The organism is Cupriavidus sp. WS (assembly GCF_000395345.1).
Taxonomy (GTDB): Bacteria; Pseudomonadota; Gammaproteobacteria; order Burkholderiales; family Burkholderiaceae; genus Cupriavidus; species Cupriavidus basilensis_B.
Genome location: NZ_AQPL01000539.1, coordinates 1 through 13167, shown reverse-complemented (window position 1 = coordinate 13167; position 13167 = coordinate 1). Strand labels below are relative to the sequence as shown.

The 13167-nt window shown below is 63.5% G+C and carries 12 protein-coding genes; 11 read left to right on the top strand and 1 reads right to left on the bottom strand.

What is annotated here, in order from left to right; all coding sequences use genetic code 11:
• A partial coding sequence (locus tag K206_RS0134025; RefSeq protein ID WP_196812961.1) for an integrase arm-type DNA-binding domain-containing protein occupies positions 1-1704 on the bottom strand: 1704 nt, incomplete at its 3' end.
• A 1032-nt stretch (positions 1705-2736) separates the two neighbouring features.
• Here K206_RS0134025 and K206_RS0134020 point away from each other — a divergent pair.
• From K206_RS0134020 to K206_RS0133970, 11 genes are all read left to right on the top strand, one after another.
• Positions 2737-3492, top strand: coding sequence for a hypothetical protein (locus K206_RS0134020; RefSeq protein ID WP_003460276.1), 756 nt, complete (start codon positions 2737-2739; stop codon positions 3490-3492).
• A 119-nt stretch (positions 3493-3611) separates the two neighbouring features.
• Entirely contained in the window at positions 3612-3824 is a 213-nt protein-coding gene (locus tag K206_RS0134015; protein WP_003460278.1) for an AlpA family transcriptional regulator, read from the top strand.
• A 43-nt stretch (positions 3825-3867) separates the two neighbouring features.
• The gene (locus K206_RS0134010) at positions 3868-4743 is read left to right on the top strand and encodes a ParA family protein (RefSeq protein ID WP_011489277.1); all 876 of its coding nucleotides are present in this window, start codon (positions 3868-3870) and stop codon (positions 4741-4743) included.
• Positions 4727-4984: a hypothetical protein gene (locus K206_RS0134005; protein WP_003460282.1), complete on the top strand. Its 258-nt coding sequence runs from the start codon at positions 4727-4729 to the stop codon at positions 4982-4984. Before K206_RS0134010 ends, K206_RS0134005 begins: the two co-directional genes overlap by 17 nt.
• Positions 4977-6629: a ParB family protein gene (locus K206_RS0134000; RefSeq protein WP_011489278.1), complete on the top strand. Its 1653-nt coding sequence runs from the start codon at positions 4977-4979 to the stop codon at positions 6627-6629. The genes K206_RS0134005 and K206_RS0134000 overlap by 8 nt, the downstream gene beginning before the upstream one ends.
• 15 nt (positions 6630-6644) lie before the next feature.
• The gene (locus K206_RS0133995) at positions 6645-7205 is read left to right on the top strand and encodes a DUF2857 domain-containing protein (protein WP_011489279.1); all 561 of its coding nucleotides are present in this window, start codon (positions 6645-6647) and stop codon (positions 7203-7205) included.
• 3 nt (positions 7206-7208) lie between these two features.
• Positions 7209-8453 carry an STY4528 family pathogenicity island replication protein gene (locus K206_RS0133990; protein ID WP_011489280.1) on the top strand — a complete coding sequence of 415 codons (1245 nt, stop codon included), beginning with the start codon at positions 7209-7211 and terminating at the stop codon, positions 8451-8453.
• A 330-nt stretch (positions 8454-8783) separates the two neighbouring features.
• A complete protein-coding gene (locus K206_RS0133985; RefSeq protein ID WP_011489281.1) occupies positions 8784-9563 on the top strand; it encodes a PFL_4669 family integrating conjugative element protein in 780 nt (259 codons plus the stop codon).
• Positions 9560-10087, top strand: coding sequence for a DUF3158 family protein (locus K206_RS0133980; protein ID WP_003460292.1), 528 nt, complete (start codon positions 9560-9562; stop codon positions 10085-10087). The genes K206_RS0133985 and K206_RS0133980 overlap by 4 nt, the downstream gene beginning before the upstream one ends.
• Before the next feature lie 73 nt (positions 10088-10160).
• Positions 10161-10601: a single-stranded DNA-binding protein gene (locus K206_RS0133975; protein WP_011489282.1), complete on the top strand. Its 441-nt coding sequence runs from the start codon at positions 10161-10163 to the stop codon at positions 10599-10601.
• 278 nt (positions 10602-10879) lie between these two features.
• Complete coding sequence (locus tag K206_RS0133970) at positions 10880-12892, top strand: DNA topoisomerase III (RefSeq protein WP_011489283.1); 2013 nt, start codon at positions 10880-10882, stop codon at positions 12890-12892.
• Positions 12893-13167: the final 275 nt, after the last annotated feature.

The window sequence follows — 13167 nt, the reverse complement described above, 5'->3', positions numbered from 1 at the left end:
ATCCGCCTGCGGGTACTGGTGCATGAGCACCTGGGCCAGCTTATGCTTGAGCGGCACCAGTTGCCAGTCGGGGACGCGCTGCCCCCGGTTGCCCAGGCTGATGGAGAGCAGCTTGCCGGCCTTCAGCTCGCGGTTGATCTGGTCCTTGGACTTTCCGGCGAGCTTGCCGAACAGGGGCACCGGCAGACTGCTCGGCGATTCGTAAATGGCCAGCATTTCCTCGCGCTCGCGCTGGATGGCGGACACCTCGGGTTCCGGCGCATGTGTCGGGGGTGGCGGCACCTGCGACAACCGTTGGAAGGTGATGCCTCCGTCGCTCGGCGTCACAACGATAGGGGTAGCCACTACCGGCGGAACGGGTGCCGCAGAGGAACTTGCAACGATGGCGTCAGCCTTGTCCTCCTCCGCAATGGCGGGCACGCCCTCGATGTGGATAGTGAGGTGTGCGCTGGCCGCTTCGACCTGGGCCTGTTCGAGCAAGTCGAGACGGTCAGCCCAGTCCTGCATCATCCGGCGCCGCGGCTCCACATACTTGGCGTGGTTGTAGGACGAACTTACCTTGTTCGGATCGGAGTGCGAAAGCTGGGCATCCACCCAAATCTTCGGGTAACCGATCTCGTTGAGCGCCGTCGAGATCGTTCCGCGAATACCGTGTCCGGTCAGTCGATCCGTGTAACCCATCCGCTTCAAGGCGGCGTTGAGCGTGTTCTCGCTGATGCGCTTCTTGAGGTTGCTGCGGTGTGTCAACAGGTGGCGCTGCGCCGGCCGCATCACCCCGAGCAGGTAGCGCACGATCTCGATGGCCTGGACGGACAACGGCACGATGTAGGGCGGCACATCCTGCGGACGCTTGCCCGCCTTGCGCATCTCGTCCTGAAGCTGCTTGACGATTTCCGGCGGGATGATCCACAGGCCACGGTCGAGGTCGAACTGGTCGGGGGTCGCGAGCCGCAGCTCTCCGGTACGCACGCCGGTCAGGAACAGCAGGCGGATACCAAGCTGGGTCTGCCAGCCCCGAGGGTTGTAGAGCCTGAGCTTCTGGAGGAACTCGGGAAGCTCAGGCAGATGCAGGTAGGGGTTGTGGGTCACCGCGGGCTTGGGCTCGGCCACTACGTCCAGGTCCGTAGCCGGATTGGCCTCCATTCCCTCGACAATGACCAGCGCGTAGCGGAACAACTGTCCCAGCCAGGTACGGACCTTCTCTGCAGTGGTGAACGCCTCGCGCTTTTCGATCCGCGCCAGGACGCCCAGGAGCTGCGGCCGCCGAATGTCATAGATCGACATTTGCTTGAGGCTGGGCAGCACGTCTTTCTCGAAGATCCGCTTGATCTGCGACAGCGTGCTGTTCCTGCCTTCCTTGAGTTCCTTGGCGCGGTGCTCGAACCAGGCATCGAAGACAGCCTTGAACGTGTAGTCCGAGGCCAACTTGACCGCGTGCCGCTTCTGCTTACGGTCAGCGTGGGGGTTGATGCCTTGGGCCAGGAGTGCCCGGGCTTCGTCGCGCAAGGTGCGGGCTTCGCGCAGGCCGATCTCGGGATAGTTGCCCAGGGAGATGCGTTTTTGCTTGCCGAGCCAGTAGTAACGCAGGTGCCACGATTTGCCGCCGGTAGGGGCGACCACCAGGCCGAGGCCGTCGGTATCGGGGATGCTGTAGGTTTTCTTGGCGGCCTTGGCTTGCCGCACGGTCAGATCAGAGAGTGCCATCATCAAACTCCTAAGTCGTGAGACTTAGGCTCGATGCTGCTGGTCATCCCGATCCAACCCCAGCAACAACCCGGAACCGGCACCACCCGCATTCTTTGGCCTTAATTTTGGCCTCAAAAACGCTGGCTGTCGGTGGATTTCCGTGGCTTTGGCTGGAATGAAAAAAGGAGCCGAAGCTCCTCTTTTCAATGACTTACAGACGTCAGTGGACGTCTGTAGATCATAAATTGGAGCGGGAGACGAGACGTTTACTAGGGCAGTAAGTCGTTGATTCCCAAGCTCTTTCTTCGCCGAGGTGGCCAGCGAAGACCTAGATTGTAGCCTATTTTTTCGTCCCCGCCAACAAAGATCGTCCAAAGAGTTCCACTGGCATCCATAGACCCACACCCAGCACACCAGACCCGCAGTCGTCACAACGTCATCGGCGACGGTCTCGAACTGGCCGCCCGTGCCCCTGCTCTCAGTTCCCGCATCCGCTTCCGCGATGACGCCCAGGCCGATCCTCTCGGTGCCGGCCCAGTTCGGATGCCATCTACGAGCCGCATGCAACGCGCATTGCATTGCCCGTCTGCGCAAGCAAGTCACGCAGGAAGAACGCGCACCCTAGCCGTGGCGCGTCAGCACGCGATTCTTTATCGGTATATCAGGATGCCAGGGCGGGTATGACAGGCGTGGATTCGCCCAGTTTTCCTAGACCTTGGACAACGACCACCATCTCGTCGCGCCTTGTGAAACCGCTGGCATATAAGGCCATACCGAGACAGATTTGCAGAATCCGCAACTTATTACGACGCTGATAGCGTGAGCGTCACTGTCGAGCCTACGTCCCGATGCTCGACCTTCTAGCGGCCGATGAATTTTTGCACATTGGGCACATGACAGCCACCGGTAAAAGCGCACTGGTGAGAAGTGCTCAAGCACCCATAACGGACCGGGCCTCGGGGCTCGTTTCCTACACAGACAACTGCCCGACCACGGGGTCGGCGATAAAGGAGTCGGCCATGTAGTTCTTCTCCTGGAAGGAGACGGAGCATGCACGAGAACAAGAATGATGCACCAACATCAAAGGTGTTCTACCGCCCGATCGAAGCGTCCATCCGCTGGGCTGGGCTGCTGCGATACGAGCAGGTGATCCTGGCCTCGGTTTTATCGCCAAGGAATCTGCCACAGTCGTTGGATTGCCCGCGCTGGGGCGAACTGCGGCTATACACCGACCGAATCTACGACGGCATCCTCAATGGGGAACTGCCCTTCGGGCAGAACGGCATCACAACACGCGATACCGCACTGATCGAGTCCCTTGATCTGACGGTTCGCCACGTCGATCTGAAGCGATGGATGCGCCAGCACTACCCCGAGCAGCGGCCCGGCTTTCTCTTCTCTCGCAGCGAACGCATCGCCCATCCCGTCATCTCCCTGGAGACCGGCCAAGCCATGCTGGTCGAGCGATTGGCCCTCAAATCCGCTCTGGAGCAGTGCAAGCGCCAAATGCGCGAGCTGCAAGAACAGCACGACGCGCTACTCAAGCAGTCCACGGTCATTCCCGCCTGCGCGCAATGCCCCATCAGCGACCGGGCCGAGGCCACCTACCTCCACATCATCGGCACCATGCTGGAACTGATGCTCGGCCAATCTCCGTCGGGCACACCGTATTCCAGTTTCAATAGCCAGGAGGCTATCGCTACCGCGATGATCGCGCATCACGGCGAACTCATGGGCATTACCGATCGCACGCTGCAAGCCAAGTTTGCACAAGCCCGCCGCAAGCTGCGGGCCGCCGTTTCCTGATATTTGCAAGCCCGAATCTGCGGTCACGGAAACCGCATTTACGGTGGCCTGAGACAGAAGTCGACATTTGAATAGGTGTCACGCCAACAAACGCCACTGAGCGTTCAGGAGTGACCGCCATGTCGCAGATACCTGTACTACCGCCCAACGAGCGCCGCATCTTGCGTCTCGATGAAGTCGAGGCCAAGTCCGGCTTCAAGCGTGCCCACATCTACAACCTGATGCGTGCCGGCAAGTTCCCCCAGGCGCTGCGTCTGGGCGTGCGTGCAGTGGGCTGGGATTCGGTCGAGATCGACCAGTGGATCGCCGAACGTCTCAACAATCGCACCTGAGCGGCTCTCCCTCGGAATTCCCTATCCCTAGACGGAGAGCGCCATGCAGGTTGTATCCATCATCTCGACCAAGGGCGGCGTCGGCAAAACGACCACCGCAGCCAACCTCGGCGGTCTTGCCGCCGACGCGGGCTTGCGCGTACTGCTGCTCGACCTCGACGTGCAGCCCACGTTGTCGTCCTATTACGAACTGGCCCACCGCGCGCCCGGTGGCATCTACGAGCTGCTGGCCTTCAACGAGCGCGATCTCGACCGGCTCGTGTCCCGCACGAGCATCGCGGGCCTGGACCTAGTGCTCTCCAACGACCACCGAGGCGAACTGAACACCTTGCTGCTGCATGCGCCGGACGGGCGCCTGCGGTTACGCCATCTGTTGCCGGTGCTGGCGCCTCTCTATGACCTGCTGTTGATCGACACCCAGGGCGCGCGCAGCGTCTTGCTGGAGATGGCCGTGCTCGCGTCCGATCTTGCGCTGTCGCCCGTGACCCCGGAAATCCTCGCGGCCCGCGAGTTGCGGCGCGGCACCATGCAGTTGCTGGAGGACATCGCGCCGTACCGACACCTCGGCATCGAACCGCCGCCGCTGCACCTGCTCATCAACCGCGTCCACCCCGTGTCCGCCAACGCGCGGCTGATCCAGCAGGCCCTGCGCGACCTGTTCCAGGAGCATGCTGGCATCCGTGTGCTGGCTACTGACGTGCCGGCTATCGAAGCCTATCCGCGCGCTGCGACCCGCGGCCTGCCGGTGCATCGCGTCGAGTACCGACAGCCACCGGGCAGAGTCGCGCCAGCCGCTCTCGACACCATGCGCGCCCTTGCCAGCGAGTTGTTCCCGCAATGGCAGGATCAATTGGCCTTCGTGTCCGGCCGCCAGCAGCGTCCTTCTGAGACTGGGAGGCAGCATGGCAAGCGCACATGAACTGGCCCGCGGCCACAAGCGGCTACGCGTCCTGATCGAATTTGCGATCAGCGAAGGCTGGCACGTCAAACGCACACCGGGTGGACACCTCAAGTTCACCAAGGTCGGCTGCGCCGCGATCTACACCAGCTCGACCGCGAGCGACCACCGGGCGACCCTCAACGCCCGCGCGCAGATCCGCCGTGCCGAGCGCCAGGCCCAAGCCCAGGCCGCGAGCGTAAAGGAATGCGGCCATGGCTGATATGAGGTCCCAGGACATGGCTGGCAAGCTGCTTGCCGCCGGGTTCGAACGTAGCGGTCCATCCGCCACCGCCTTGAGCGACCCGATTGTCGACACGCCGATGGTCGTGACGTTGGACCAGTTGCGTCCCTACGATCACGATCCACGCAAGAAGCGCAATTCCGCCTACGAGGAAATCAAGGCTTCCATCCGTGAACGCGGCCTGGATGCGGCGCCGGCCATCACGCGCCGTCCAGGCGAAGATCACTACATCATCCGCAACGGCGGCAACACGCGGCTGGCGATCCTGCGTGAACTCTGGTCGGAGACCAAGGACGAGCGATTCTTCCGCATATCGTGCTTGTTCCGCCCCTGGCCCGCACGTGGCGAGATCGTCGCATTGACCGGGCACCTTGCGGAGAACGAGCTACGCGGCGGCCTGACGTTCATCGAGCGAGCCCTCGGCGTCGAGAAAGCGCGTGAGTTCTACGAAGAGGAAAGCGGCACCACGCTGAGCCAGTCCGAACTGGCTCGCCGCCTGGCCGCCGATGGCTACCCGGTACAGCAGTCGCACATCAGCCGCATGGTCGATGCGGTCCGCTATCTGCTGCCCGCGATCCCGACCGTGCTCTATGGCGGATTGGGCCGCCACCAGGTCGAGCGGCTATCGGTCATGCGCAAGGCCTGTGAGCGCACCTGGGAGCAGTACGCCAAAGGCCGCTCTCTTCCTCTGGATTTCGACGGCTTCTTTCAGGAAGTGCTGTCGCAATTCGACACGCAGGCTGACGAGTTTTCGCCGCAGCGAGTGCAAGACGAGCTGATCGGCCAGATGTCCGAATTGCTGGGCATCGACTACGACGTCCTGGCGCTGGACCTGACCGAATCGGAGAGCCGTCACCGTGCGTTGGTCAGCGACCCGACGCCGCCATCGGCGCCGCCCGCATTGCCTGAGCCTGGGGCCATCGCGCGATCGCCGGTTGAATCAGCACCATCCACTATCACGCCTGCACCACGTCCAGGCCATGCAGCGGCCGCGCCTACGCGGCGCGAGGACGACACGGCCCCGAGGGAGGCCTCCGCGGCCAGCCCTACGGCAGGGGTCGGCGATTTGCTTCAGGAGCACATCATCTCCCCGGCACCAACGACGGAGCGGCTCCAGTCCATCCAGCGCATGGTCGCCGATCAGTTAGGCGACGCGCTACCGCCCGATTTCTCAGCCAACGTATTGCAGTCGATTCCAGTGCAGGCCGGTGGCCTCTATCCCATCTCGGACATCTGGTATATCGACCCTGGACTGGATACGCCCGATCGGCTACGCATCCACATCGCGCAGTTCGCGCGCGAGATCGCAGGCGAGGCCGAGCTGGACGAGTACGTCGCGGATCGTCCCGATGGCATCGGGTTCGCGTGCCGCGCCCAGGCACGGCCTTCGTCGCCCCTGGGACGCGCCGTGCTCGCGCTGCTGGTTTCTCTGGCCGGTCAGACGCCGGCCGACGTCGGCTTGGACAGCGGGCAAATCGTCACCGACCTGCCGGCACTGCTGCACGGCCAGGACGATGCGGCCTTGCGATTGAGCGACACCGCGCTGGTCAAGCTGTTCCGACTGCTGCGGTTGGCCCGACGCCTCCTGGACCTGGAAGCCGGCGCTGTCGGTTCTGGGACCTGAACGAGGGTTGCCAGCATGTCCGCACCGAACCCACTCAATCAGGCCGTCCTCGCCCAGGCGCTCTACGACCTGCGCAACGGCCAATTGCGTCGATGCAAGGCGATGGGGTTCGGGGAGGAAGAGTTGGATGCGCTCAAGCATCCAGCGCTCATCAGCGTATTGGCCAATGCCAACGTCTCCTGGTGCTCTGTCTCCGTGAACCGCGAAGTGCTCCGACGCTTGCTCAAGCAGGCGCAGGACGTGGAGAAGGAGATCGCCACCGTCGATCGCATGCTGCGCCTGGGCGCCAGTACGGAAATGGTGAGTCGCTTCTACGGGCTTACGCATCAGGAAGTCGCGCTACGACGCGAAGTTCTCGGTCTGCCCAAACGCAAGGGGCGCCATCCGGTTCTGGACGAGGAGCAGGACACGGAACTGTGGCGGCGCTGGAAGGCCGTGACCAGCAGCAGGAATGTCGATCTGGAGGACGAAACCTCGGTCCTTGATGCGGCAATGGACCTCGCCGAAGGCATGGAACTGCCGCTGTCGGTGGTCTGGGCTGCGATCAAAGGCTGGATCGATCAAGGATTGGGTTGAGTTATGGCCGTGGATGACTCAGCACCACGAGCATCACGCCATGGCCCCGTCGCCCTCGCTGATCTGTTCAACAGCGCGCTGAAAGACCTTGCGCCCAAACCCCGGGCGCCCGCATCCGCACCTGCATCTGCACCGTCGCCTGGGTCAACATCTGGTGACGGTTTCCTTTTCAGCGGCAATCGTCACGAGAGCGTGCCGCGGCGGCTCTTTCTCGACCGACGCCTGACACCGCTGGAGCGCAATGCGTGGCAAGTGTTTCGGATGATGCTCAACGAGGATGGCGTCACTGCGTTTCCGACATATGAGCAACTTCGGCCATGGCTCGCGTCAACACCCTGCGCTGGACAAGCCTCCCACGAGACCGTCGCACGCGCGCTGACGCTGTTGCGCCTGACACGCTGGTTGAGTCTCGTGCGGCGCAGACGCGACCCCAAGACCGGCCGTATTCTCGGCAACCTCTATGTTCTGCACGACGAGCCCTTGACTCCATTCGAGGCGATGCAGCTCGACGCAGACTACTTGCAGCTCGTCAGCCAGGCTCTGGGCCACTCGGCCAAGGCCGTTCAGGTCGTGGGTCTGCACACCCTCAAGGAGATCGCCGAAGACCCGTTGCTGTCCGGCCGCACGCTGCCCTCGCGGCTGCAGGTCCTTGCCGAACGCCTCGCCAGCCAGGGCATCGGGACGCAAGAGAGTTATCCACAGGAGGACATGGTTCACGATTCCGAAGAAGGGGCTCCAAGCCTTCTTCGGAATCCCGAGCACCCGTCTTCGGAATCCGAAGCAGGGCCGAAACCCGCGTCAGACGGCTCTCTTCGGAATCCGAAGCAGGACCGTACTGTACGTAGTAGTCGTATTAATGAAGTACGTACTACCGCGCGCGAGCGTGGGCAGGTGCGCGCGATGCAAGGTGTCCGCTTGCCTGATCGCTTCCTTGGTTTGAAAGAAGAGCAGCAGGCCGGGGCGATGGTGGCATTGCAGCAGGTCGATGTCCCGCTGCGTCAGGCCGTGCTGGACGAATGGGCCGATCGTTGTCGCGGCAACACCATCCGCAACCCGGCCGGCTACCTGTTCGGCATCATCCAGCGCGCCATCCGTGGCGAGTTCAACGCGTGGGCCAAGCAGGCTGGCGCGACAGCACCCCCCACCGCCGCGCGAGATGCGCCGTCTGAGGCACCACGCAATGTGGTTCCACCCGAGGTGGCCAAACAGCACATCGAACGGCTGCGTGACCTTCTGCGCAAGAGCTGATCGTTACGAGCGGCATGGTCATGAAGCAGACATCCGTGGCCGTCAGTAGAGCTATCCCCAGGGGATAGATGTAATGCAAGGCGTAACGCCGACAGGTACGGCCCGGTACTTTCGTCCACCGCACTGCGATGGCGCCGGTTTCAGGAGCGACGCTGACATTCGCGCGAACAGTGCTCCATGGCGTTTGATGGAGCTATCCCCTGGGGATAGCTCGTGCCTCGGGCTGGCACTGCCATGACAACCGGGGACTGATTCATTTCGGTTTGTTGACTGACTGCCTTCCGTTGCGTGTCGATCCTGACGGCTCCTTTTCCACAGCGGGCGGTCACCATGGCAACCAACGAACCTTTACAACTCAATCTCGGCTCCTTGCGCAGCGCGATGTCGCTGACGCTTCACACCCACCACGCCTCGCGCATCTGGCATGGGCGTGCCGCCGCTGAGGGGCGGCCGGGCATTGTCGGGCTCAACGGCTACATCGCCGTGATGAACAAGATGAAGCGCGGATCGGAGCAAGACGACCCGTACAGCGACTGGTGGATGTTGCGCATCGAGGAAAAGCTCGACCAGACCAAATCCACGCTGCAATCGCTGCGCGAGCAAGTTGACCAGGCGCTGGCCGGCGTACCCGCAGCATTGAGCCTGGGCGAAAACCTCAACGTGCAGCCGGTGAAGCTCCCCTTATTTGTGAACGCGCAGCTCGGCTTCGCGGCGGTCTATCTCCTGGCCGACTACGACGACATCGCCCGCAAGTTGATCCTCGCCCATCACACCGCGCTGATCGATCGCTCGACATTGGAGCGATGGCTCAACGAAGGCGCCCACGCGCTGCGCAGCCTGTTCAGTCTGGCGCAGCAGTACCGCTACTCGGGCTGCACCCGGGACGACTTCGCGGCCAAAAATGCCGCAGCACGGGCGGCGCTGGAGAAGTTCGGCGAACTGCCCCAGGAGGTGCTCGAAGGCACACGCCGTTCGAAGTTTGCGCCGCCCATCGCGCGCCGTGGCCTGCAACAGCGCAGCGATGGTTCTGCCGCAGCGCCTCCGTCCGGCGATGAAGCCATCACCGCCGAGCCATCCGAAACCGCAGCCGGTGAGGACGAACCGGCATGAGCGATCTGAACCAACCGATCCGCTACTTCCGGGGCCTGCAACAGGAAGCCTTCATGCGGCTGGAACACGCGGCCTCTCTAAAAGGCCTTTTAAAGCCTTTTAAAGGTAAAGGGGACTTCGAGGCCTGGGCCAGCCAGTGCTTCGCCATGCGCGACGAACTGATTGGCTTGGCGCAGCGACAGGTGCTGCAACAGGCAGTCGGGCATCCCTTCCACCTGCTACCCATCGAGCTGGCCCAGCAGACAACTGGCGCGGGAACGACGTTCCTTCGCTGGCGCAAGCACGACCGCTCGGCCATGGGCGTAGCCCTGTGGCAGGAGCTGATGGCGAGCACCAGCACGCCGGCCAACCTGCTGGCCGACCTGCACGCGATCGAGCTGCAGCGCATCACGTTGAACATGCAGATCAGCCTGCTGCACACCTTGGGCAGGCAGGCGCAGGAATGCGCCAGCAAAGCGGCCGAGGCAGACAACGCCTACCTGCGCCGGCTCACGTCCACCCCACCCGCAATGCGCGATCGGTGATTGCGCCAGCCATCCCAGCACGCGCCCGGCGCCGACGAGGCACGGGTATTTCAACCACCACGGAGATCACACCATGAGCACGCATTTTTCTGGCGAAGGCAACATCGGCTCGCCACCGGAGTACCGCGAATTCCCCAATGGCAACGACGAGCCCACCCGCCTGCTGCGCCTGAACGTCTATTTCGACAACCCCGTTCCCAAGAAGGATGGCACCTTTGAGGACCGTGGCGGCTTCTGGGCGCCGGTGGAAATCTGGCACCGCGACGCCGAGCACTGGCAGCGCCTCTACCAGAAGGGTATGCGGGTGCTGGTGATCGGCCGCATGGAGCGCGAGCCTTGGACGGACAACGAAGATCAGCCACGCGAGACCTGGCAAGTCAACGCGCGCAGCGTCGGCATTCTGCCGTACCGCATCGAGTCTGTGGTCCTCAGCCCGAAGCCACAGGAGGCAGAACCGAAGCCGCAGGCCGACCAGGAATCGACCGCGCCGAAAGAGACGAAGCGCAGGAAGTGACCCGGCACGGAGGGCGGCTGCCGCGGTGCTTAGCCGCCCTCCATGTGCCGCGAGCTATCCCCAGGGGATAGCTCCATCAACGTCCACTGACTTCCACGCGTACCCGCGAATCGCCGCTCCCGACCCGCATACCTCCGGCCACTCGCCATCCCCGCACAAGCCCTTCCATCCGTGAAAGCGGTCGCCGCCGCGTGCCGCTTGTTTGCTGCTGCTCCTGGTGGTGCTCGGCATGCTCGATCCCAGCAACTCCATGAACCACGGGAATCGGATGGACGGATATGCGGCTGTTCTTGTGCGAGAAGCCCTCCCAGGGCAAAGACATTGGCCGGATTCTCGGCGCCACGCAGCGCGGTGAAGGCTGTCTCAACGGTTCCGGCGTCACTGTCACCTGGTGCATCGGCCATCTCGTAGAAGCCGCTGCGCCCGAAGCCTACGACGAGCAGTTGAAGCGCTGGTCCATTGAGCAGTTGCCCATCATTCCCCAGAATTGGCGGGTCGAGGTCAAACCGAAGACCGCCACGCAATTCAAGGTCGTCAAGGCGCTTCTGGCGAAGGCGACCCAGCTTGTCATCGCCACCGATGCCGACCGCGAAGGCGAGTTGATCGCTCGCGAGATCATCGAACTGTGCGGCTACCGCGGCCCCATCGAGCGGCTATGGTTGTCGGCACTCAACGATGCGTCCATCCGCGCCGCACTGGGCAAGCTCAGGCCATCGGCCGAGACGCTGCCGATGTACTACTCGGCGCTGGCACGATCGCGGGCCGACTGGCTCGTGGGAATGAACCTCAGCCGCCTGTTCACCGTGCTCGGTCGACAAGCGGGCTACGACGGCGTGCTGTCGGTCGGCCGCGTGCAGACACCGACGCTCAAGCTCGTGGTGGACCGCGACCGCGAAATTGCGGCCTTCGTGTCCGTACCGTACTGGGCCATCGACGTGTCCCTGTCCGCAAGCGGCCAGTCTTTCACCGCGCAATGGGTTCCGCCCGATGCCTACACCGACGACACGGGCCGCTGCCTGCAGCAGCCGGTCGCACAGCGGGCCGCGCAGCAGATTCGCGGCGCGGGCAGCGCGCAGGTGGTGTCGGTCGAGACCGAGCGCGTGCGCGAAGGCCCGCCGCTGCTGTTCGACCTGGGCACCTTGCAGGAGGTTTGTTCCAAGCAACTTGGGCTGGACGTGCAGGAAACCCTGGAGATCGCCCAGGCCCTGTACGAGACGCACAAAGCCACGACGTACCCGCGCTCGGATTCCGGCTATCTGCCCGAAAGCATGTTCGCCGAGGTGTCCACGGTTCTCGACAGTCTGCTCAGGACCGATCCCTCGCTGCGCCCGATCATGGACCAGCTCGACCGCTCCCAGCGCTCGCGTGCATGGAATGACGGCAAGGTCACGGCGCACCACGGCATCATTCCGACGCTCGAACCAGCGAACCTCTCGGCCATGAGCGAGAAGGAGTTGGCGGTGTACCGGCTGATCCGGGCGCATTACCTCGCGCAGTTCCTCCCTCACCACGAGTTCGATCGCACCGTGGCGAACCTAGCCTGCGGCCAGCAGAAACTGGCGGCCACGGGCAAGCAGGTCGTGGTGAAGGGCTGGCCCCTGGTACTGACCGAGCCTCAGCCCGACGAGGACGGCGACGCTGCGGCGCGCAGCCAGGTGCTTCCCGCGCTGCGCGAGGGCTTGGCATGTCTGGTGGCCGACGTCGATCTGAAGGCGCTCAAGACGCTGCCACCCAGGCCGTACACGCAGGGCGAACTTGTCAAATCCATGAAGGGAGTCGCCAAGCTGGTGACGGACCCGCGCCTGAAGCAGAAGTTCAGGGACACGGTCGGCATCGGCACCGAAGCGACGCGAGCCAACATCATCAGCGGCCTGATCGCACGCGGCTATATCGTGAAGAAGGGGCGCGCCATCCGCGCATCCGATGCTGCTTTCACACTGATCGACGCCGTGCCCGCGGCGATCGCCGACCCTGGCACTACCGCTGTCTGGGAACAGGCGCTCGACATGATCGAAGCTGGACAGCTTACGCTGGACGTATTCATCGGAAAGCAGGCTGCATGGATTTCGCAGTTGATCGCGCAGTACAGCATCGCGTCCCTGTCCATCAAGGTTCCCCAAGGGCCGGCATGCCCGCAGTGCGGCGCACCCACGCGTCAGCGCAGCGGCAAGAGCGGCCCGTTTTGGTCGTGCAGTCGTTACCCCGACTGCAAAGGCACGCTGCCGGTCGAATCCGGCACGTCCAAGCGCGGTGCCTCGCGCCCGCACCGCAGCGGCCGCCAAGGTTCCTGACCCGACCCCGTTCCCCGTGAGCCGTGCCCGCCATCGGCGGCGTGGCCCTTGTCCCGCACGCCCTGCGGGACGCCCAGCGCGCAACGCCTTCTTGATCCGTGCGCGCGTCCCGCCTGGCCGCTCCGGCCACGGGACCTGAAGGTAGCTTCTCCGCGAACCGCATCCCGCGCGTTCTGCTGATCTGCATTTCTTCCGCCCACTGCGAAGGGTCTCCCGATGGCTTGTCGAACTGCACGAGCCACCCGGAGACCGTTCGTGGTCAGCGGTATTCGGTG

Coding starts and splice junctions, on each gene's coding strand:
- K206_RS0134020 (WP_003460276.1), top strand. CDS start 2,737: ATGCACGAGAACAAGAATGATGCACCAACATCAAAGGTGTTCTACCGC.
- K206_RS0134015 (WP_003460278.1), top strand. CDS start 3,612: ATGTCGCAGATACCTGTACTACCGCCCAACGAGCGCCGCATCTTGCGT.
- K206_RS0134010 (WP_011489277.1), top strand. CDS start 3,868: ATGCAGGTTGTATCCATCATCTCGACCAAGGGCGGCGTCGGCAAAACG.
- K206_RS0134005 (WP_003460282.1), top strand. CDS start 4,727: ATGGCAAGCGCACATGAACTGGCCCGCGGCCACAAGCGGCTACGCGTC.
- K206_RS0134000 (WP_011489278.1), top strand. CDS start 4,977: ATGGCTGATATGAGGTCCCAGGACATGGCTGGCAAGCTGCTTGCCGCC.
- K206_RS0133995 (WP_011489279.1), top strand. CDS start 6,645: ATGTCCGCACCGAACCCACTCAATCAGGCCGTCCTCGCCCAGGCGCTC.
- K206_RS0133990 (WP_011489280.1), top strand. CDS start 7,209: ATGGCCGTGGATGACTCAGCACCACGAGCATCACGCCATGGCCCCGTC.
- K206_RS0133985 (WP_011489281.1), top strand. CDS start 8,784: ATGGCAACCAACGAACCTTTACAACTCAATCTCGGCTCCTTGCGCAGC.
- K206_RS0133980 (WP_003460292.1), top strand. CDS start 9,560: ATGAGCGATCTGAACCAACCGATCCGCTACTTCCGGGGCCTGCAACAG.
- K206_RS0133975 (WP_011489282.1), top strand. CDS start 10,161: ATGAGCACGCATTTTTCTGGCGAAGGCAACATCGGCTCGCCACCGGAG.
- K206_RS0133970 (WP_011489283.1), top strand. CDS start 10,880: ATGCGGCTGTTCTTGTGCGAGAAGCCCTCCCAGGGCAAAGACATTGGC.